This is a genomic window from Armatimonadota bacterium (assembly GCA_023511795.1).
In the GTDB taxonomy this organism is placed as follows: Bacteria; Armatimonadota; UBA5829; order DTJY01; family DTJY01; genus JAIMAU01.
Genome location: JAIMAU010000005.1, coordinates 123237 through 145871 on the forward strand (window position 1 = coordinate 123237; position 22635 = coordinate 145871).

General features: G+C 44.9%; 17 protein-coding genes. 3 read left to right on the top strand and 14 right to left on the bottom strand.

Annotated features, from left to right (window positions below):
* Positions 1-39: 39 nt before the first annotated feature.
* Together K6T99_06835 and K6T99_06840 are read right to left on the bottom strand one after the other, a co-directional pair.
* Complete coding sequence (locus K6T99_06835) at positions 40-1119, bottom strand: 4Fe-4S dicluster domain-containing protein (protein ID MCL6519533.1); 1080 nt, start codon at positions 1117-1119, stop codon at positions 40-42.
* Complete coding sequence (locus K6T99_06840) at positions 1116-3068, bottom strand: molybdopterin-dependent oxidoreductase (protein ID MCL6519534.1); 1953 nt, start codon at positions 3066-3068, stop codon at positions 1116-1118. Before K6T99_06840 ends, K6T99_06835 begins: the two co-directional genes overlap by 4 nt.
* Positions 3069-3648: 580 nt before the next feature.
* Here K6T99_06840 and K6T99_06845 point away from each other — a divergent pair.
* Positions 3649-4443 carry an AAC(3) family N-acetyltransferase gene (locus K6T99_06845; protein ID MCL6519535.1) on the top strand — a complete coding sequence of 265 codons (795 nt, stop codon included), beginning with the start codon at positions 3649-3651 and terminating at the stop codon, positions 4441-4443.
* 114 nt (positions 4444-4557) lie between these two features.
* Here K6T99_06845 and K6T99_06850 read toward each other — a convergent pair whose 3' ends face one another.
* The 12 genes from K6T99_06850 to rlmB all read right to left on the bottom strand — a co-directional run bounded on the left by K6T99_06850 (position 4558) and on the right by rlmB (position 19962).
* Entirely contained in the window at positions 4558-5181 is a 624-nt protein-coding gene (locus tag K6T99_06850; protein MCL6519536.1) for a DUF3786 domain-containing protein, read from the bottom strand.
* Between the two features lie 3 nt (positions 5182-5184).
* Positions 5185-5973, bottom strand: coding sequence for a dihydropteroate synthase (locus K6T99_06855; protein ID MCL6519537.1), 789 nt, complete (start codon positions 5971-5973; stop codon positions 5185-5187).
* A 23-nt stretch (positions 5974-5996) separates the two neighbouring features.
* Positions 5997-6977, bottom strand: coding sequence for an acetyl-CoA decarbonylase/synthase complex subunit delta (locus K6T99_06860; protein ID MCL6519538.1), 981 nt, complete (start codon positions 6975-6977; stop codon positions 5997-5999).
* Between the two features lie 45 nt (positions 6978-7022).
* Complete coding sequence (locus K6T99_06865; GenBank protein ID MCL6519539.1) at positions 7023-7769, bottom strand: AAA family ATPase; 747 nt, start codon at positions 7767-7769, stop codon at positions 7023-7025.
* 11 nt (positions 7770-7780) lie between these two features.
* Positions 7781-9886 (bottom strand): ASKHA domain-containing protein, encoded by a 2106-nt coding sequence (locus tag K6T99_06870; GenBank protein MCL6519540.1) that lies wholly within the window; start codon positions 9884-9886, stop codon positions 7781-7783.
* The gene (locus tag K6T99_06875; GenBank protein MCL6519541.1) at positions 9795-11135 is read right to left on the bottom strand and encodes an acetyl-CoA decarbonylase/synthase complex subunit gamma; all 1341 of its coding nucleotides are present in this window, start codon (positions 11133-11135) and stop codon (positions 9795-9797) included. Before K6T99_06875 ends, K6T99_06870 begins: the two co-directional genes overlap by 92 nt.
* A 25-nt stretch (positions 11136-11160) precedes the next feature.
* Positions 11161-13338: a CO dehydrogenase/CO-methylating acetyl-CoA synthase complex subunit beta gene (cdhC, locus tag K6T99_06880; GenBank protein MCL6519542.1), complete on the bottom strand. Its 2178-nt coding sequence runs from the start codon at positions 13336-13338 to the stop codon at positions 11161-11163.
* 38 nt (positions 13339-13376) lie between these two features.
* Positions 13377-15236: an anaerobic carbon-monoxide dehydrogenase catalytic subunit gene (cooS, locus tag K6T99_06885; GenBank protein MCL6519543.1), complete on the bottom strand. Its 1860-nt coding sequence runs from the start codon at positions 15234-15236 to the stop codon at positions 13377-13379.
* Between the two features lie 570 nt (positions 15237-15806).
* Positions 15807-17474, bottom strand: a complete 1668-nt coding sequence (locus tag K6T99_06890; GenBank protein MCL6519544.1) for a formate--tetrahydrofolate ligase — start codon at positions 17472-17474, stop codon at positions 15807-15809.
* A 93-nt stretch (positions 17475-17567) separates the two neighbouring features.
* Positions 17568-18017: a methylenetetrahydrofolate reductase C-terminal domain-containing protein gene (locus K6T99_06895; GenBank protein ID MCL6519545.1), complete on the bottom strand. Its 450-nt coding sequence runs from the start codon at positions 18015-18017 to the stop codon at positions 17568-17570.
* A gap of 13 nt (positions 18018-18030) precedes the next feature.
* Positions 18031-18978: a methylenetetrahydrofolate reductase gene (locus K6T99_06900; protein MCL6519546.1), complete on the bottom strand. Its 948-nt coding sequence runs from the start codon at positions 18976-18978 to the stop codon at positions 18031-18033.
* 234 nt (positions 18979-19212) lie between these two features.
* Positions 19213-19962 (bottom strand): 23S rRNA (guanosine(2251)-2'-O)-methyltransferase RlmB, encoded by a 750-nt coding sequence (gene rlmB, locus K6T99_06905; protein ID MCL6519547.1) that lies wholly within the window; start codon positions 19960-19962, stop codon positions 19213-19215.
* A gap of 273 nt (positions 19963-20235) precedes the next feature.
* Here rlmB and K6T99_06910 point away from each other — a divergent pair, with 273 nt between their 5' ends.
* Together K6T99_06910 and K6T99_06915 are read left to right on the top strand one after the other, a co-directional pair.
* Positions 20236-20907: a succinylglutamate desuccinylase/aspartoacylase family protein gene (locus K6T99_06910; protein ID MCL6519548.1), complete on the top strand. Its 672-nt coding sequence runs from the start codon at positions 20236-20238 to the stop codon at positions 20905-20907.
* A 135-nt stretch (positions 20908-21042) separates the two neighbouring features.
* Positions 21043-22536, top strand: a complete 1494-nt coding sequence (locus tag K6T99_06915) for an FAD-binding oxidoreductase (protein ID MCL6519549.1) — start codon at positions 21043-21045, stop codon at positions 22534-22536.
* The last annotated feature ends 99 nt before the right edge of the window (positions 22537-22635 follow it).

Consider the following 22635-nt stretch of genomic DNA (forward strand, 5'->3'; position numbering starts at 1 on the left):
CCCACATTCTCCTAGGCTTTGCTGGAGTTAGAACCATTTTTACACCTCGGCAGCCTTTTCTTTGGGCGGCAAGAATTCATGCATTTCTCGCCTGATGCGCTTCACTACATCCGGTAATCCAAGCTTAGTCAGGCATGCGGTTATGCAACGGCCGCAACCAACACAACCATGCCGTCCATCGCGAATTATGTATTGGTATGACGTCTTATGGTAAAACCTTCGAGCCACTCGACTTCCAAATGTTGGCCTGGGATTGTGTCCACTTGCTTCTCTAGTAAAACCAGCGTACTGGCAGGAATCCCAGGACCGACATCTAGTAAAGGTCCCGTCGGGTTCTTCGCGGTCATCCACTGTAAAGCAAGTACACACTGGACAAAGGTTCGTACAAGCACCACATCTAAAACAAGTTGAACCCAAATCCTCCCAGATTTTCGCCGGGACCTCATCAGCGGAGATAAAGTTTATTGCTTTTGCCAAATAAGACACTGTTTGGAAGCGGGAGTCGGCTTGAAGTTCAATTTGGCGCCGTGCTTCGATATCAGCAGGCGTCGCCGGCAAAAGCATATATGCCCTTGGTTCGGTTGCCTTTTCTCCTTTGTCGGATCCTACCTCATAAAGAAAACGATCACCAAGGTCAGTCAATTGGACATCAAAACCTGATTCGAGCCATGGACCGGAATCACAACATATACAGAAGCATTCCTCTTTGGGCGGCGTATTACACACAAGATTGAAGAGGACTGTGTTGTTCAGACGTTCCTTATAGTATGGGTCTACTATAGGATAGGAAAAGAAGTTCTCTTGAAACCTAATTGCCGCTACATCGCACGACCTGATTGCTACGATTGCCTGGGGCTGTGGATTACATGTAGGCTCAATTTTAATCTGCTCGTCGCAAGTATAGCGGAACATGTCCTCAAAGTGTGGCAGTAAAAAGCGCTTTGGAGGATAAACTACATGGCCATAGTCCCAATAAATGTCCTTATGTGATTGGATGACGTCGAAAGTTACATCACCTGCAAATAACTGCTTGGGACCAATAAGCTGCATTTCATTAGCCAAGCTTGCAAAAAAAGCTGGTACGTCAGATTTTTTTAAAATCGAGTAATCCTTTTTCATCTCACCGCCTCAATCTTCACGGCATAAGCTTTGTATATCGGAACGCCCGAAACAGGATCGGTTTCATAAGAAGCCAACGCATTCGGCGAATCGCCTCCAAAAAAGTGAGGTACATGCACGCAACCTTTGGGTACTGATTCACTTACCGACAGTACCCTTGTTAGGCTGCACGTTTCGGAAATGATTTTAATTGAACTTCCGGGTCTGATTCCAAGCCGTTCTGCATCAGCTTCGTTCATTTCGGCAAATGTCTCAGGGTATTCACGCGCCAGAACACTACTCCTTGCTGTCATTGTACCGGTCTGCTGATGGAAGTTAATTCGACTGGCAATTAAATAGAATGGATATTCTCCCTCCGAATCCTTAGTAACAGTTTCTATCGGCGCCAACTTTGCTTCGTTTTCCGCAGGAACCCACGGCCGTCCCCATTCTTCATCTAGCTGGCGGAATGATTGCCCCTTGTAGATAGGAGCAGATGAAGAAATTTCAGCCATTACTTTCTCTGGGTCCGCTGACATTTTTGCACCAAGCGCAGCACCCAACATGGCGATTATCTCGAGGTCAGACTTTGATTCTCCTATTCGCTCAAAAACCTTACGAACACGTTGAAGGCGGCGCTCAATGTTTGTAAACGTGCCATCTTTCTCCAAGAAGGAGCATGCAGGGAATACCACATCAGCAATGTTCGCCGTTTCTGTTAAATAAAGGTCAGAAACAGCAAGAAACCCCACCTTATTTAACGCTGAGAGTGTTGCCTGTGTGTTTGGCGCCGAGAGTGCAACGTTTTCGCCAAAGACCAATAATGCCTTCAGTGTACCCGACTCGCATGCTTTTAGCATCTCCACGGCCGTCATCCCAGGTTCTGCAGGAAGCTGGCAGTTCCACACTAGTTCCCATACTTTTCTTGCAACAGGATCAGCTAGCTTCAGATAGCCCGGAAGCAGATCATTCGTCAAGCCAACATCACATGCCCCTTGGGCGTTGTTTTGACCTCGGAGAGTCATAACTGACCCTCCCAAGAGTATGGCTATGTTCGCAAGTCCTTTCACAATTTCCGTAGAGTGAGGTTGCTGCAAAGCGCCAAGTCCAAACATCACGATAGTGGGAGGATTGCTTGCAACTAGTTCAACGGCCTTGTGTACCTCTGCCGGCTCAAGCCAGCACGAATATTTAAGCTGGCTTATTTCTATGCCTTCAAGAGAAGCACGAAGCTCTTCAAAGCCTGGAATCTCTGGAGCATTCTTCGTATAAAGCCTTTCGGCAATGATAATCTTTAGAAATGCTCTAATCCAAGCAAGGTCAGCTCCTGGTTTTGGATGGAGCCATAAACTAGTGTGTGGGGCAAGTCTGGTTTCCCGTGGGTCTATTGCCACTACCTTACACCCGTTGTCGGCTGCGTCCTCAATTCGCGAACCAACATGTGCAAGTTGTTCCATAACGTTTGACCCGACGATTAGAATGGAGCCAGCCTTTGGAATGGCACTTAACTCTACCTGTGAACCAGGCGTTCCAGTCGTCTCAAGGAGCGCTGGTATTAAGGAGGCATCATAAAAACGACATGCACCATCAATATTAGGGGTTCGTATTACACTCCGAGCAAACTTAACCAGCGAATAGCATTCCTCATTTGTGGTCTTCGCTGAGCCTATAATCCCAATGCTTTGAGGCCCTGACTCGGAGATAATTTTCTTTAACGCTGAAGCGGCGTAATTAATTGCATCGTCCCATGAAGTAGCCTCAAGACGGTCACCGTTGCGAACCAAGGGTTTTATTAGGCGATCAGCCCCTAGGATTGCGGGAGTTGCATTCCACCCTTTTATGCAAAGTCTGCCGTTGCTAACAGGGTGATTCTCGCTAGGGAAAAGTCCAGTAACTTTTCCATTTTCTTGTTGCACATACATCGCACAACCGCAACTGCAAAACCCGCATGTTGTGAGAACATAGCTCATGAGGCGACCTCCTTAATCCTCATTTCTGCAACCCAAACATCGCTCTCAAGAAAACCCTTAACATAACGTTAAGATTGCTTAATTATTTCTAAGAACCAGAAATTACTCTTTGTTGACCAAATTCCTAAGTTCTTCTAGAACAAAATGGGCTATTCAGTCAATAATTCACTTCACGTAGATACATTACCAGGGCATAGTCTAATGAAAGCAGTTTAAGAGCAGGCTAAATAGTGGTTAAATAGCTGTTAATTTTGCCTTAACTTTTCTTGAACATTTCAATTATTTTTAAACAAGACGTAAGAAAGGCTTTAAAAAGCAAAAGTTTCAAGGAAAAACCGGGTACTATGATTCAAACATTAATTCAAGTCACCTAATTCACAGCGCAATCATTGTTAACCTTTGTTATATTATTATTAAGCGATTATAAAAAGTTAAGTGATATACCATATTGGCAACTTCTCAGCATGCCATGGCACTTTATTTCGGATATATATTTGCAAGATTTTGGCTTGCCAGAAAACACCTTGAGTATTAAAATTATGAATGCTGTATTTTCAACAAATTAGGGTGCAGAGACTCCATGGCTCTAACAAAGAAAGAAATCGTCGAATCTCTCAGGGAAGCTGGACTATTACCAGGCGATAGTCTGATTTTACACAGCTCATTTCGAAGCCTAGGTCCTGTTGAAGGAGGACCGGAAACTGTTATTGATGCGCTAATTGAAGCTATAAGTCCCGGTGGAAATCTGATGCTTCCTACGTTCAACTATACCGGAAACATTGCCCAACCATACTTCAACCCAGCGGAGACTCCGTGTTTGACCGGTATAATTCCCGAGTTAGGACGAAAAAGGCCAAACGCTGTTCGAAGTCTTCACCCAACTCATTCTGTTGCAGTAATCGGACCAGATGCAGTTGAATTAACCAAAGATCATTTATCTTATCGCGCTGTTGGGATAGGCAGCCCAATAGATCGGCTTGCCAAAATGGGTGGTAAGGTGCTACTTCTTGGCGTTTCAAACACAAGCAATACAACAGTTCATCTAGGCGAGGAATACGCTGGTGTCCCAAAGGTAGGTTGGACTGAAACCCTACCCTACGCCAAAGTACTTATGCCAGACGGTTCGATATACGAACACCAAATTGATACCTCAACGTCATGCAGCAATGCTTTTGATGCGGTGGAATATATGCTTAGACGCTATGGAGAAATACGCGATTACCGTATAGGCCCATCCCGCATTAAGCTGATGTTTGGGAAAGATGTGGTAAAGCGTGTGCAAGAGATGATCTCAGAAAAGCCAGATATTTTGCTCTGTACAAATCCCACATGCCGACCATGCACAGGAGCAAGAACTAATCTCGGAATCCTATAAAAACCGAGGGGCTTTCATTCAAGTATCTGTGTAGTATCTATAGCAATGACACGAAGAAGCATAATATTGTGTTGTATTGAGCTTTGGCGGCACTTTTGCGCCGTGAAGGTTATTTTAGCTTAGCTCCGTCATATCTACACCTGAAAGAGCGTCTAATAAGAGTTCTGCACTTACTACCCTATCTTCAGCTGGCAAAAGATGTTCGATATCTGCTTGGTAAATAACATTTGCACCTGGCCCAATTTCCTCATCGCCTTCATATCTAACCAGGATAACCGGCACACGGGGTAAAATGAAAAACCTATAACGAACGCCTGGCTCAGGAAGGCGCTCCCCACCTATCTTCTCGCTCAATTTGATAAACTGTTCAGCCGTTCTCCCAGAAGTTGCCAAAAAACGCCCAATAATTCTCTTTTGGTAAACAACCCCATAGCTTTGAGCATCTAAAAACCTATTGAATGTCATCTCCCTTGAGTCGACAGATACATCCTTTGAGCCAAGGTAATGAACACACAGCACAGCCCATTTGCGCTTTGCCTTCCCACTGCCCTTTACAAATACATCTCGGCGCAGTAGATCAACAAGCAATACCATATTCAGCGCTGGAACGAAGATTACGTTATCTTTTCTACGCGCGCCAAGTGCCTCGAGCGTTGCCTTTGACGGCGGGCTTTCTACTAACGCATCCAGTCCTATCTGCAATGCCAAGTCATATGGTTTTTGACCAGGAGGCAACATCCTTTACCTCTGCCGGTATGCCTTTAGGAAGGAATCGCTGTATATTGTTCGATTCATTAACATCTCTGCGGTAATTAGAGTATCTATTAGCTCGGTGTCGAGGGGATCCAAAATTGCTGCGTCGAGCCCCATTCCAATAGCCATTGCTAAAAACACTCGATTAATCAACTTTCGCTCAACAGCACCTTGGGAAAGGTTACTCAACCCAATAACAATGTGCGGTGCTGGCTCCGAAAGCATTGTGAACTGCTTGATAGACTCAAGCACCTTCCCAGGACCCGTCTGGTCGGCTTTTACAGGTAGAACAATAGGATCTATATAAAGCTTATCAATAGGAACGTCAAACTCCATAGCTTTCGCTATCACGCGCATGGCAATTTCCACACGCCCGTCGACATCAACCGGCACACCCTTTTCATCCATGCACAAAGCCACAATGGATGCATCGTACTCTTTGGCGAGGCTAAGGAAATTATTGAGCACCTCATCCTGGCCTGTAGTCGAGTTAATCATTTTTGGTCCTGAGCAAGCTTCCAATCCAGCTTTTACTGTTACTAGATTGGGACTGTCAATCGAAAGAGGAACTTCAGTTACTTCACGGACCGTCTGAACAAGCCACCGCATAGCTCCAACTGGGTCCTCCGTGGCCGTTCCCACATTTATATCAAGCATGTCTGCCCCTTCTGCCACCTGCTTTAATGCAAGATCCTGGATTGTAGCTTTATCTCTCTCTTGAATTGCCGCATTAACAGCCTTAAACATTCCATTGATGCGCTCGCCAATTATAATCACGTGAAAAATCTCCTTTCAGTAAATTATTTTGCAGCTTGTTGTTTACTCATAAGCATATCAATAATCTGGTTGACCATCGCTACAGCTTTTGGATGGCGCATGATAAGCAGGTCGCTACCAGCTTGCAACAGCATAACAGCTGTCATAGCTTCCCACATTATGCCTCTATCTTCGGCTGGCCCCCAATGGGGTACTTCCTCAGTGGTTGCCTTTGCCTCTTTTGCATTCCACGCCTCCTGCCCTATTTGGCAGACTACGGGCGGTGACATCATCTTATCACCCATTAGTGCCGCAAGCCGTCCCCGTTCTTGGATTGAGTAAGCATATTCGATGCCATAGCCAAGCCCGCCAGTAGTCGGATACATTACAACTCGATTAAGAGGAAAGCCCATTTCGGAAATCAACACATTAAGCTGTTTGGCGATATTAATGTCAAGCGGAGACTCTGCGATTAGTGCATGTCCATCTGCCATACATGACGCGACAAGTGTCTTGTAGTTGTCTTCCTTAGCTGTGCCAATCAAGCATCTCTCACCTGCCGCCGCCTGACTGCACGCAGGGAGAACAATGTTGTCTTTCTCATCAACATCGCAACCCCAAATCACCAATGGCACATCTACCGCTCTCAATACTTCCTCAACAACCTTTACTGCTTCATCTGGACTCTTGTCTTCTGAATCGGGATGGATGCCTTCAAGCTTGAGGCATATCATTTCAGCACCATATTGGCTTACGCACTTTGCTGCCCACTCACCTGGTTTACCTACAACGTCAGCAAACGGCTTGATCAAAGTTTCGGGCCAATCGGAAGGCACGCAATCGAGCACTTCCATCGCAATTACGGGTTTATTTGGCGTTATACCTTCAAACGTTAAAAATGGAAGAGTTGTCGCGCCACCAATGTCTATTTTTCTGCAGCGAGTTCCGCCCTCTGAAGCCGTGGCACCTAAGGTAACCGTAGCAACTCCAGATGACCACTTCTCTATAGGCTCCTCAAAAGTCATACTTTTCGTTCTCCTTTTTGGTATCTCAAAATTATCAGTGAAGTTTCACATTTCGATGCGCTCGAATGCCCGAGCCAATGCTGTCACCGCCTTTGAATCATTCGGCAGGTCCAGAATTGACTTGCACTCAAGCTCATATTTCTGAATTAGGAAATCTTCAGGAATACAACCAAATAATTCTAGTCCCACATATTCCCTCGCAGAACGTTCGACTTCCCCATAATTGGTAACACGATTGAGCAGCAGCCACATTTGCCCACGAACTACCTCTAGTTCGCAAGCTAGCTCCGCAATTCGCTTTGCAGACCGCATGCACGTGGGGGTTGGGTCGCTCACAATGAGCATGAGATCAACCTTGTCATTCGTACGCCGGCTGAGGTGCTCCATTCCAGCTTCATTATCAATTACAACATGTTTATATCTTGAAGACAATCCTTGAAGGAAGGTTCGAAGCATGTTGTTCACTGAGCAATAGCACCCAGGGCCTTCTCCACGCCCCATAACCACTAGGTCAAAACCTTTTCCCTCAGCAACAGCGTCTTGAACACCATACTCGATTAGGTTTTGCTTTGGTATTCCCACAGGACCGGCATACTTGGATTTGAGTACATCTTCCCTCAAACTACCTATTGTTATATCAGCCACGAGTCCTAGCTTATCGCCGAAGTTGCTGTTTGGGTCAGCATCGACCGCAAGAATAGGCTTTTCATTTTTCCTTAACAGATGCCTAACAATAAGTGCCGCCAGCGTTGACTTGCCAGCTCCACCTTTTCCTGATACAGCAATAACCACGAGATTTACCTCTAACCTAAGCTGAAATTTTGGTTGTTTTGTCCAATCTCTGCAACCACCGATGGAAATTTTTCTATGTCAGTATGCGGCAGAAAAAGCGCCGCCGTGTAATCATTCATGAACCTAGCATCAGTACTCAGCTCTATATACGTCATCCTAGACGCAACAGCCTTGGCTTCTTCGAACGCCTGCTTTGACAATAGAATGGTTTTTGCTCCTTGAACTGAGCCATTTCCGATGAAGCAGAAACGATTCTCCTGGATGTCGGGTAGCAATCCTATCGTTACTGCCTCCCTCACATTTAAGTAGTTCCCAAAACCCCCTGAAATGTAGAAACACTCAATATCTTGGAAAGACATACCAACTCGTTCAAGCAAGCACTCTGCTGCATGATAAATAGCACCCTTCGAGCGAATAAAGTTTTCTACATCAGCCTGGGTTATGACTATGTCTCTACCAGTGGCAGTCTCATCGCCATCTACGAGAACAAATTCCAAACCTTCCTCGCCCTCACGTATTCGCCTTGCATTTTTATTGGCAACAAAAGCACCACTACGGTCAAGGTAACCGTAGCGAAGCATCTCGGCAATTGCGTCTATCATTCCGGAACCGCAAATTCCTAGGGGCTTTCCACCACCAATCACGTTATAAGAAACTGTTCCGCTATTTTCCATCGAAACTCTATCAATCGCCCCAATAGTTGCCCGCATTCCACAAGAGATACCGCCACCTTCAAAAGCCGGTCCTGCCGACGCCGAGCAACAAGCCAACCATTCCTTGTTGCCGACAACAATCTCTCCATTAGTACCTAAATCAATTAACATTGAAGGTAACTCAGACTGGAGCATTCCGGACACCAAAACGGCGGCGACAATATCACCTCCAACATAAGAGGCAACTGACGGCACACAACCCAGCAATCCGCGTGGACTAATATTTATTCCTACTTTAGCCGCTAAAAACACGGGAGGTGCAACTGCTACCGGGACATACGGGTCTGTACGAATATTGCTTGGGTCGAGATCTAGCAAAAAGTGAATCATTGTCGTATTACCAGCGCACATTACAAAGTTCACATCATGTGGGGCAACGCCAGCAGTTTCAGCCAACCTCTGAATCAGGTTATTTATGTCAGCCACAACACAAGCAGACAATTGATTGCGCTTTTCTTCTGTATTTGCGAACATTATTCGAGAAATTACATCCTCGCCATACTGCATCTGAGAGTTATATTTCGAATCGCCGGCAATAGTCTTGCATGTATTCAAGTCTATGAGGTAAGCTACTATGGTAGTAGTGCCAACATCCACTGCCACACCGTAATTAGTGCCAGACGTATCGCCACTCTGTATTTGAATTATGTCAGACGCACTGCCGCACTGGCTCAATATGGCCGTTACTTTCCAGTCTTGTTCCCGTAATAGCTTTGGCAATTGCCTCAATTGCTCTAAATCAATCTGAAATTGCGTCAAACCGCATTCTCTTCTAAGTTCCCTAAACAAACGCTCCATGTCACTGAGGCTATCTTGCAATGTTGGCGGTGGCATTTTAATATAAACTTTTTTTAACAGTGGGTCATGAGGGTAAAGTTTGCCCATTCCTACTAGCGGTCGACTAGAATCGAACTCGAAATCATCCCTACCTCTTGGGTAAAGCATATCATCAAATCGGGCCTCGGCTGGCACCTCAACAACCACATCTCCAACCACATGGCACTTGCATGCAAGAACATATCCTTGCTTGAATTCCTCGCTCGTTAGATTTAACGTTGGCTCAGCATTTACTTCCCCAGACTTGACAATGACCTTGCATTGCCCACATACTCCTTTGCCGCCACAACTCGCATTTATTGGGATACCTGCTAGTATGCTGGCTTCTAAAATGCTCTTTCCGCAGTCAACCAAAACCGTCTTTTTGTCCGGCAAAAACGTAACTGCGAACTTATTTTTCGATGCAGACTTATCCATTGGTGTTGCCTTTGAGTAAAGAGAAACTGGCAGAAAACTCAGTAGCCGAGATATTACCCTAATCTGCTTTCCACATCGTTTTGAGGTATTTCGGAATGCCTGAAGACTCCCTTGGGCCAACCAATACTTTCCACCCTGATTCGTCCTCAAGCTTGCCGCTCATAACTGATACATAGCCAGGGATTATTACTTTTCTATGCGAAACTTTATTTTGAACTTCTTGAGAATTTAAGAGTCTAGCTACTTTGTCGACTGTCAACTTCTCGGATGCCCAAGCAGTTAGCACCGATGTGCCCTCGGTATCCACTACTGCTATGTACGCCGGGACACGACTTGCCTCCACGTCGCTCTCGACAGTGTAGTATGTTAGCGAGAAGTTGGTTGTAACCAATAGTGGAGACTTATCATTAACCGCTCCAACTTCATATACCTTAGGCTCGACCTGCACAGGCTTCCTTGGGTCTGTGAAGATATTTTGCCGCACGGTTAGTATTGGTAAGATTCTCCACGGCTCTTTTGAATCAACAATCGTGATAGCTGCATACTTAGTTACATAGGTAGCAGCCTCGAGTGCTGCTAGGTCGGGATCTAAACTGCTGGGAATTGCCATACAAGGGTAACCAAGCGGACGGAAACCTTTTCGTAATGCAAGACGGCGAACTTTTGTTAGAGCTGACAATGTCTCAGCTAATCCATTTGCCGTAACGTCAAGCACAATGTCTTGCACCCCAACCTTGTTCAACTTTGGCGTCAAATCAGCCGCTTCAGCAAGGTTTGACGCATCCAAAACAAGAGGAACCCCGTATTTCAACGCAAGTTCCGCCATTAGTTCCCAATTTCCAGCATTAGCCTTGTATAGCAATGGGCGCCTTGCTCCACAAACGTCCAGAGCCGCTGCCAGAGTGTCAATATCTTTAGACATCAAAACTAGTGCAAGACCGGTTTCCCCAACTGCCTCAACTACTTCCACGAAGTTCGCCTTGCTGCCCGAAGTGTTATCCACAGCAACCATGTCTACGGCAATTCTCTGCCCTACCCGTTCAAAAGAAAGAGCCTTTACTGCATTAATCTCTGCTTCAAGTTTTCCGTCTTTCTCGCTGTCAGAAATCCTTACAGCAATTCCGGTCGGATGATAAAACGTTTCGTCATGCCGAAATAAAACAGTTTCATTGCCAATTTGGACTGCTTCATCACCTACACCGATAGTTACAAGGCGAATTGGGGGAGATGAAGCACCTTCAAGAGCGGCGCGTGCTTCTTCTGTAACTTCTGGGCAGTCTGCAAGGTCCGCTTTCTTTGCCGCCATTTGCATTGAGAATGCAAGGCAGGTAGGATAGCCACACTTACCACAGTTTGTTTTTGGTAAATATTTATAGATATCAAGAGCCTTCAAAGCCATTTTTATTTCTCCTAAATTGAATAAACTAGAACAGCGGAGGCATTTCCAAAGCTGGATGACCCACCTCTTGCGTGAATGACAAAAGCTCTTCGGCCGTAGTAGCTACGGTCTCATCTGCAATCTTATCAATCATATCTGGAATACCAATCTCTTTACCACGCTCGATTAGCCTATCATGCAGAAAATCCTTGAGCTCTTTTGGCATCCACACAAGCCGCTTTAGACCACCATCAGCGGAGATAAATTTGCGACTAGCAACGTAAAGACGTCCTACTCCTAAAAAGCCAGGCGTTACATTACCTCCGCCAACCGAACCCGCCAGGGTTGAGAATGACATGCCTGAGGGAGTCATCCCTGAGTATTCGCGATTCACAATCATGAAACCATTTGCCTCTGGCACGATTGCCAAAATGCATTCAAAGCAGCCGCATGAAGTCATCGGATCAACCATTACAGAATATAGGCTCACAGCAGAAACAGCCTGCTTGCTGTGTTCGTAGACAAACTGATTTATTTCTTCCCACTGCCCAAGAATAGGATCAATACAATGGCTTTTACTAATTGGCTGGTTACAACCCGCGGGGTTCATTTCGTATGCAGCCTTTGCGTCCAGCCAGTTATACGCGCCACAGAGACCCAACCTCTCAGGAGTTATGATGCAAACATGATTCGGTGCGTATGACTGACACAACGTACAAGAGTAGAAGGTGTCTACACTTTCATCTGTCATGCCAGCAACACGCTCGTCGCGCTCATTGTATGCTGCTATCGCTTCAGGAAGTATCCTCTGGATTTCTTGCTCATCGGTATAGATGGTTACCGCTACCTTATCAATGATCTTGCCATAGTTTTTGTGCATCTGTGCGTACAAGATTGTGCCGAAATGCTTGAGCCGAAATCCCTTCTCATATGCCTCTTTACTAATTCGCACCCAAATAATGTTTCGCTGACCCATGTGGAAGATGCCCATTGCTTCATTTAGAAACATATGAATCTGTCGTTCCATAATCGGCTCGAAGTCTTTTTGCATCTTTCGCCCGCCAACATCAACTACTATTCCAAGCGGCATAGCTGAACCAGGTTCAACTGAATCAATATCTGCGCCAACTAACTCAATCTTGCCATCATCAATATCACTAGGATCTCTTGCCCTAAGATATTCGAAGGCGGTTGAGTATTTGCTTCCAAATTCAACATGCATGTCTTCGCGTCTTACTCTCTCACCTTCAAAAGCTGGCGAGTATGACACTGGTATGTCGATCTCAGAAATTGTAACTTTTACGCCACGTACCTCGACGCATTTTTGCACAATCTTCCTGTGGTCCGGTTCGCTTACCAATGCCTCATAAGTACATATTCCGCTTTGCAAAATTTGAGGAACAACCGTGTCAGCTATTATTGGAAAACCCATGCTAATTGCCCCGGCGCCAGTCGCGCACTTAATCTCATCCACTTCACCCAGCACTAATCCAAAGGCAAATACATGATTTTTACAGTAATCTAATGCCTTTTTAGCCTCTCCAGGCTTAATCCCACCATATGTTAATGCACTGCGAATTGCCCAATGTAGGGGATAGATAGCAGTTATTGTGTCACGGCCATAGGGAACCACATATGTGTCCCATCCCATCTCCACGTTGCCCTCTTTTAATTGGTCAATAATGCTAACACCATTGACATTGGAGCCCACGAAAGTCAAAATGCTTCTTTTCTGAAGTTCGCGAACAATCATAACCGCGGTATCTACGTCTGGAGCCGCACCAATGATTGCGGCAAAGCCGGGCATTCTGCCGTCTACAAGTTGCAACCCCAGAGTTCTAATCATTGTATCCGAAAAGAACCCGTTGCAATCAGGCTGGGGTTCTTCACCTTCCAAGTAGCGTAGTGCAACAATAATTTCCTCAGCGAGTAATGAGGCAACACCGGCATCCAGCATGGCTCCCAAGTATGGTAGCCAGCATTCCTCGGCAGGTACGCAAGATATCAGTTGCCTTGCATGATTTAACACCGGCTTCATTTCGCCAACCGTTTTGACCTCTACACCAAGCAGTGCATTTGCCATTGGGAGGTAGAACGCCGTTTCGGGAAACTCAACCTTTGCGCTCTCACCTCTAGACTCACGCAACTCCTCCCAACGTTTCTCGGCTTCTGAAACAATTTTATGTGCTCCATTTATAGCAATGCTTGCAATTATTTTGGACACTTTTCACCTCTTATTTACCTAAACTTTTGGTTCCAGTTTTAAGCCTTAACTTCATACAAAATAGGCTGCAACTTAAGACTCTCCCTCTTCTTGTTAATATGGTTTATCATCAAGTGAGCTGTTTTAATTGGATCAACCTCAGAAGCAAATCTGCCGCCAAAATCTTCTTCAATGCCACTGCATAAATAGCTATTTAGGTTTTGACTGTCCGAAGTTGGAAACGGCATCCCAAAAACCGATAATATCCCAGAAGCAACCATGTAAAAGCTGACCGTGATTAAACTTCCACTTGTGCACTCAGGTATCGCGATTGCAACAGGAATATCGCTCAAGTCCTCGCCAATATTACCTTCCGAAAGCATGTTGCAGAAAAACACCAATGCCCGACTGCAATCCATACACGACCCGAAATGCAGAACCGGAGGAATTCCCACCGCCTCGCAGAACTCACGCAAACCTAATCCAGCATATTGAGCGCCTTCGGGAGTTAATAACCCAGCTCTCGCGCATTCAATTGCTGCACAACCGCCTTGAATTATCAGTATGTCATTTTTAATAAGCTCTTTTGTTATTTCGGTGCAGTCATTCTTTTCGCCGCTTTTTGGATTACTGCACGCAAATACTGCCGCAATCCCTCGGATACGGCCTTCTATGATAGCATTGTTCAATAGGCCATAAGTCCCACGATAGGTACCGCCAAAAACTCGATACAAGTTCTCGGGAGTAAATCCAGCAATGAATCTACATCCAACCGCCGAGTCGGGAGGCTTAATTTGAGATTTATCTCGATTTGCGTAGCTCTCAACCGCCTCTCGAATAATCTGCCTTGCCGTTTCTAATGGAGAGCCTAGGTCAAACGGAATATGCATCCCACCTTGAAACCGGCACTTGGAGGAAGTCGTGATAAGCTTTGTATGATAACCTCGTACTACCTCATCCAAGCCGGGCTTTGCACAATGGGTATCAACAACTATCGCGTCTACTAAGCCGGTTAAAATGGCTGATTCCTGTGCTAGGAAATTGCCTACGACAGGAAAGCCGTGCTGCATTAGAATTTCATTTCCAGCGGAACATATGCCAGCAATTCTTATATTTTTTGCGCCCTTTTCCGTTGCCAACTGGGTAAGTTCTGGGTCATTTGCAGCCGCGGCAATCATCTCAGCAAGCGCAGGCAAATCTCCACAAAAAACAATATTCACAGCGTCCTGACGAAGTGCACCAATGTTCACCTGAGATTGAGTTGGCTTTGACGGACCAAACAAGATATCACTTAATTTGGCTGCAATCATTGAGCTGCTCCAACCATCAGCAATGGCAGCCCTAATCCCATGGAAGACTATGTTCTTGAAATCGCCACCAGCGCCGACGCTTGTAGCATTTATAAGCTGCACAATTTCACTATTTACGCCGCTAGGAATAACATTAAGTTCCTCCCATATCTTCTGCTGCTTTTGAGGCACACGTTTCGACAGACTAAGATATCCATCCTGACGACCTATTTCCGATAAAATAACTTCCGCAACATCTGCTGCTACTTGGTTGACATCACGTCCATTGGTTGAAATTCCAAATTCACTAGCTAGTTCAAAAAGCTTCTGAGCATCCTTAATTTTGAAACCACCTGCTTGGTTGCTAGCTGATTTCAATAAAAGATTTGCCATGTCATGACAATACTTGGAGTGGGTAGCAGCGCCGGCTACAATCATGCGTGCTAAGTTCCAAGCACCAATCGTATCAGCATTGGCACCACAGACTCCTTTATCCAGGCCATTTTCTTTAGGATTAATTTTACATGGTCCCATATTGCAAAGCTGACAGCAAGTTCCTTGCACACCAAAGCTACATTGAGATCTCATTGCTTCATATCGATCCCGATGCATCTCCACTCCCGATTCCATAGCAAGCACCTGCTCGTCAAATTTATCATCCGTTTGCTCTTTCAGTTCAGACGTCCTTATAATCTCCTCGATTTTATACTAAGCTGGTTACTTTACAGATTTCTGAATTCGCGTATAACAGTAATCCTCACTAGAAAAGTTACGTTATAGGTAGTCAAATAACCCGGGCAGATTTCCTTAAAACGCCAACCTTGTGAGTACAAATAACTACAAAATTATAATCGGTTAGCAACATGCTTTTGATAAGATTTTGCTTCTTAAAAGGCCATTGCTCATCCTAAAGTATAAAAAGTTATGCTATCCTCCACCTCATCAGAAAATTGACTTACATTCTTTAATTACGTAAGTCGATGCTAAAATGCGCCGCCGTAGTTCAAACTTTTAAGCAAAAGTCTATTCAACACAGAAACCTAGGCAAAAAGAAGCTACTAAAGGTAGGTATATTTTGCTACCTGACATCAGTAAGCTGATTATATATACTCCGTAGTGCTGGAATACTACTTGGTGTTGGGAAAACCTTAGAAATAGCTAATCGATAAAGGCAAGCCTTCGAAGACTGCCTGAAGTCCGTTAAAAAAGCCCATATATCTCGCCGTCGGGCTTTATCCCAATTTTAACTGCTGCGGGAATCTTAGGCAAACCAGGCATTGTCATAATATTTCCGGCATAGATTACGACAAACCCTGCCCCTGCGCTTACCTTTGCCTCGCGAACTGTAATCTTGAAGTTCCTGGGGCGACCCCAAACCTTTGGGTTATCCGACAAGGAGTTCTGCGTTTTGGCTATGCAAATCGGCAGGTTGCCAAACCCAAGCGACTCAATCTTTTCAATTTGGGACTCCGCTGTAGGAAGAAAGTCTGCCCCATCTGCTCCATAAAACTTCTGCGCGATAAGGTTTACTTTATCTTTGATTGGCAATTCAAGGGGGTATGTAAATTGGAAGTTTTGCTCATTCTCACAAGCTGCAAGAACATGCTCAGCCAGCTCAATTCCGCCTTCGCTTCCTTTTGCCCAAACGTCGGACAAAGCCCATTTTAAATTTGTGCTTTCACAGTAATCCGATAGTACTTTAATCTCTTCGTCGGTATCTGTAGGGAACTTGTTAATTGCAATTATTGGCTGGATACCAACATTAAGCACATTTTCACAATGCTTGTCCAAATTCTCAACGCCCTTCGCAACCGCATTAGGATTGCTAGTTTTAAGGTCATCGAGTGCAACACCCCCGTGCATCTTTAAGGCACGAATTGACGCAACAATAACGGTAGTCGCAGGCTTTAAATTAGCGACCCGACATTTTATGTTGTAGAATTTCTCTGCACCTAAATCACTTCCGAAACCAGCTTCGGTAACAAGATAATCCGCCAGTTTGAGCCCCATGCGAGTAGCGAGGATAGAATTGCATCCATGTGCTATATTTGCAAACGGTCCCCCATGAACAAATGCCGGTGTACCTTCAAGCGTTTGCACAAGATTTGGCATTATCGCATCCTTTAACACCACAGCCATTGCATTGCTTGCCTGGAGATTTTCCGCAGTTACCGGCTTCCCATCTTTATTAAAGCCGACAATTATTCGAGAAAGACGAGCTTGGAGGTCTGCCCGGCCATTCGAAAGACACAGCAAAGCCATGACTTCGGAAGCCGTAGTTATATCAAAGCCAGACTCTCGGGGCACCCCATTCCCCTTGCCTCCAAGTCCTATCATTATAAACCTGAGAACGCGTTCATTCATGTCCATTACGCGCTTCCAAGTAATTGAACCAATGTCGATGTCTAATTCGTTTCCTTGATAAATATGATTATCAAGCATTGCAGCGAGGAGGTTGTGAGCTGTTGTAACCGCGTGTAAGTCGCCAGTGAAATGAAGGTTGATATCAGCCATCGGCACAACCTGCGCGTAGCCACCGCCGGTAGCGCCACCCTTAATTCCAAAACAAGGGCCAAGTGAAGGTTCTCTGAGCGCAAGGCATGTAGACTTCCCCAATCGTCGGATTGCGTCAGCAAGGCCAATGGCGGTTGTTGTCTTGCCCTCTCCCGCCGGTGTAGGCGTGATTGCCGTCACCAAGATTAGTTTCCCGTTCGGCTTGGATGCGTGACTTTCCAGCACATCTAGTTTAACCTTTGCCTTATCCCTGCCATAAAATATCAGGTCCTCTTCGGTAAGGCCTAACTCAGCAGCTACGTCTTTGATATGCTTTATTTTGGCTTTTTGGGCAATTTCGACGTCTGACAACATTCTGTGATTCTCCTCGCAACTACTTAAATCATCAGCAATTAAATCCTCAAGCAAGACAAGAATGTTTTTTAGCAAAATTGCAGAATTTTATTTCTATGACTTTTGCGAAGTTCTAGGCTTTGGAGGATATTCCTCACCAGGCTTAAGCTTGGAACCAAGGCTCAAGGGCTCAATTTTTCCTGCGAACATATTCAACCATGCACTAGTATGCTCGAAACGTCGGTCAACAGGAATATGGTATTTTCTCAACTTGTCCACCCTGCGTAGCTTCTTTGCGCGCTGATATATCAGCCACCAAATGCACAAGCGCTCTGGATATACTTCGCAGTGCCCATCATCACGTGTACCTCCGCAAGGTCCGTTGCGCATTTGTTTTGGACACCTCATACAGCAGGTAAACGCATTATAGCTAAGAACACATTGACCGCAGTCCTGACATTTGAATATAGGTTTCTTTATGAGGTTTTCAGCTATCCAAGCGCTTTTTTGCAACACTGGGTGCTTTTCACAGAAGCTAGCTATTTTCTCGGACAATCGGCTCATTATTTATCCCATTTCAATTTAAAGAACTTGTTTCTATATTTGGCTTTGGTCGAGGTAACAATCCTGCCTCCTCTACAAGCCTTGGGGTTACTGATTCCCACATTACCGGCATGATGTGGATGCCCCGAACACCAGGCACTTGCATTAGGTATTTCATAATTTCAACACACATTGCAATGCCCTCTTCCTTGGGGTCGCTTGCAGACTCCATACGTTTAATGTACTCATCAGCTATTCGCATGCCAGGCACTTCATCCCTCATGTAAAGCAGGGCTTTTGCCGAGCGAACAGGCATCACACCAGCCAAAATAAAAACTTGCTTATCATAACCTTCATCCCTAACAGCAGACATCCATTTTTCGAATCTAGGTATATCGAAAACCGGCTGAGTTTGAATAAAATGTACCCCAGCTCGAATTTTCTTGCCCAGCCTTATGATGCGCATTTCAAGCGGCTCAGCAAATGGGTTCGCCGCTCCGCCTATAAACATTCTAGGCGGTGATTTCATTTCATCACCAGACATGAACCGCCCAGCGTTCATCTCAGCAACTGCATTTATTAATTGAACCGAATCTAAATCGAACACACCTTTTGCATCAGGATGATTGCCGAATTTCATGTGGTCGCCCGTAAGGCACAACACATTCCTAACGCCTGCCGCATAAGCACCCAGTATATCAGATTGCTGAGCAAGACGATTCCTATCACGACATGTTATTTGCATGACAGGCTCACAGCCACCTGCAAGCGCAAATACGCTAGACATCACCGAGCTCATCCGAACGATGGCAGTTTGATTATCCGTAAGATTAACGGCATCCACAACGTTTCTAAAATAATCGCACTTTCTCAGGATAGTTTCTTTGTCCGCGCCCTGCGGAGGACTCATTTCCCCACATACAACAAAATGACCATCTCTTAGGAGACGCTCAAGATTGCTGCCAGATACAAGTTCTCCCATGTACGCCTACCATGTTACTGGATTATTCCTTAAACTAACTGCTGAGGCAATATTATAATGCAGAAGACTTTTCGGCCAACCGCGAAAACATTAGAAATTAGCTCAGCATTAGATAGCGTTGATATTGTATTTTAAGGGTTCTTGCTTGTCAAGGTCGCTAAATGCCTCTACACGGCGACCACCTAGTTGCTAGACATCTTGTTAATCTTCGACTAGACCAATTAACATCATTAACTAAGAGCCCAAAGCACGCTTTTGTCGCACTTTTTCATAAACTAGGATTCCAAAAGAAACACTAACGTTCAATGAAGACACTATTCCAACCATAGGGATATTTACAACATGATCGCAACGTCTCATAAATTCTTCGGACAACCCCTTACCTTCGCTTCCAAGGCATAATGTAACTGCCCCTCTCATATTAACCTCGAAGTATGGAATTTCCCCTGATGCATCGGCCCCAATAATTGAAATCCCATGAGTTTTGAGCATTTTTATAGCAGAGTATGTGCTCATTCTTATAACTGGAGTAAAGAAGTTTGCTGCCATAGAAATTCTAGTAACTTCCGGAGAAAAAACATATTCTGTTCCCCTAGATAACACAATCGCATGGACACCAGCAGCATTTGCAGTTCGTATAATGGCACCAAGATTTTGCCTATGCTGAATCTCCGGTATTAAAACAAGGAATGGGTCTACTTTCTTCCTATCACATTCTTCTATGACGTCAATTAGCCTTGTGGGAAGCTGTGGAGCATTTGCAGAAGCAATTATGCCCATGTGCTCACTTGTAAATGACATCTCATCAAGAACACGCCGAGGTTTCTTTATTACTCGAACTCCTTGTTGTTCGGCAAGTTCAAATATGCGCCCCAGCCTCTTATCAATACGGGCATTTTCATCTACCAGTATTTCCCTAACAAGGCCTCCTTGCTTTAAAAGTTCAAGTACAGCATTCCGTCCCTCGACTTGGACCTTTGTCATCTCAATAACACCAACCTTAAAAATAAGCAAAATTGAAGTTTTTCAAGTACGTTCGAGCACATTATAGTACATCCATCGTCAAGCCTGCGACCACTGATTGCTTTTGAACCAATTTCAAAGCGATAGTGGCGTTCTTAATTGACTAGCATTCCTGCTCTTGATGCGCATTGCTTACATTTTATTAAAACTTTACAAAATCTTGCTGACCGCAAAGCCTTGGTGGTATAATGCACACTAAATTAGAGCTCTGCCAAACAATCTCAGCAGTATAGTATGGGGAAAAGTAGTAAAGAAATCGCAAATTCCATCTATTGCACCGATTCACTAATTTACACCTCAGTCGAAGGTCGCCCAATAGAAGTACTTATTTTCGGCGCTGGTCCAAATACCATTCTGCTAATGGCAGGGGTCCATGGTGACGAGAAGTCCGGCGTCCGATTGGTCAGACAAATAATCAGAAAAATCAAGAAACGTGACCTATATTCTCTGACCAATCGCATCGTCGTAATGCCGCTAGTTAATCCTGACGGCTATAAAGCAGGGACTCGCAGAAATGCAAGAGGAATAGACATCAACCGCAACTTTCCTACTAGGGACTTTAGCGGCGGAGAAGGTGCCCCTGGAGGAACAAAACCTGCGTCTGAACCCGAAACCAAAGCAATAATTGACGTTGTATCCCGCTTCAAGCCAAGCATTATTATTACGCTTCATAGTTCACTTAATTGCATTAATTATAATGGCGACTCGGCAATTGAAATCGCTAATCAGATGTCGGAAATCTGTGGGCTTGAAGTTAAGGATGACATTGGTTACCCATGCCCAGGGTCCATGGGAACTTACTATGGTTGGGAACGAGAACTGCCTGTCATTACCCTCGAACTTCCACCCGACAGCTCAGACTTGAAGCCAATCGAGCAAGCAATATTTAATGTGCTCAAACTGTAGGAGACATAAATTATTGCTATCTTTTGAAACGAGAATATAACGATTGGTTGACCATGCTTCTGCACATAGCTACAATAAATCTGCAAAAAATAAAATTGTTTTCCATGTACAATACTTCCAAACAGGAGTGTTAAGTTGAGTATTCTCCAATGGGATAAACAATATGAAGATTTCCTCCACGACGAATCCAGACTTGCAGGAACCGCTAATTCTATCTCGTTCCCCAAAACCGAAGCCGAGGTCGTTGAAATTGTTCGTGCAATTTCCTCGCAGGGAGGGTTCATCACAATACAAGGTGCTCGTACGGGCATAGTTGCAGGAGCTGTGCCTCAAGGCGGCCACATCTTAAATCTAAGCCGCATGAATGAAATCGGCTCAGTCAAACGCACTAAAGATGGCGGAACTCTAGCCGTTCAGCCTGGCGCAATCCTCGAGGAAATCCGAAAGGTAGTTGAAAAAGAAAGCCTTTTCTTCCCACCTGACCCCACCGAGACAACATGTTCAATTGGTGGGATGGTTTCATGCAATGCATCCGGAGCCCTCTCTTTTCATTATGGACCAACCCGTAAATGGGTCGAGGCAATTCGAATTGTCATGAGTAACGGCGACATAATTTGCCTGCGAAGAGGAGAATGCAAAGCCCAGGGCCGCTCGTTTTCACTAACAAAAGAGAGCGGTCGAGTAATCAAAGGACAACTACCCACATACTCTCTGCCTAATGTGAAGTCAGCAGCAGGCTACTATGTTAATGAAAATATGGATATGCTTGACCTCTTTATTGGAATGGAAGGCACTTTGGGTGTAATCACTGAGATTGAACTGAGATTGATTCCCAAACCCAAAGCTATTAATGGCCTCACAATATTTTTGCCGAATGAGGAGTCTGCCATAAAGCTAGTCAACGTACTTAGGAATAGCCCAATACGTCCGGTAGCCATCGAGTTTTTTGATGCTAATTCGCTAAATCTATTGAGAGGTATAAAATCCGAATCATCTGCTTTTGAGAAAATACCTGCTCTCAAACCACACTATCACTCAGCGATATATCTCGAATTTCATGCAGACAATCAAGATATAATTGACGAAGCTGTAATGCAGGCGATGGATGCAATCATTGAACTTGGCGGAACCGATGAGGACACTTGGTATGCGACAAACGAACGTGAACTAGATCACCTTAAGGCATTTCGTCACGCCACGCCTGAGGCGGTGAATCTCCTTATAGATAAACGAAAGAAAGAATACCCAGAGCTGACCAAGCTTGGCACTGACATGTCAGTTCCTGATGAACGCCTTGAAGAAGCAATAGCGATGTATCGAGCTGGAGTTTTAGAGCATGAGCTTGAATCAGTAATGTTCGGGCACATCGGCAATAACCATATTCACGTGAACATTCTTCCGCATAATAAGGAAGATTACGAAAGAGGCAGAATACTTTATCTCTCCTGGGCACAGCAAGTGGTCAAATGGGGTGGTTCAGTCTCCGCTGAACATGGGATTGGCAAACTTAAGGTGCCTTTTCTTGAGCTTATGTATGGAGCCAAAGGAATTGCTGAAATGCGTAGCCTTAAAGCTGTTTTCGACCCTAATTGCCTGTTCAATCCTGGAAACTTATTTAAATGGGCTTGAGCTTTCATCGCCAAATTCACGTTCAAGTTTTTATTGTACTTTTATTTGCACACAGGTTGAACAAATCAACAATCTCTTTCGTCTATTTGGAATGCAGCG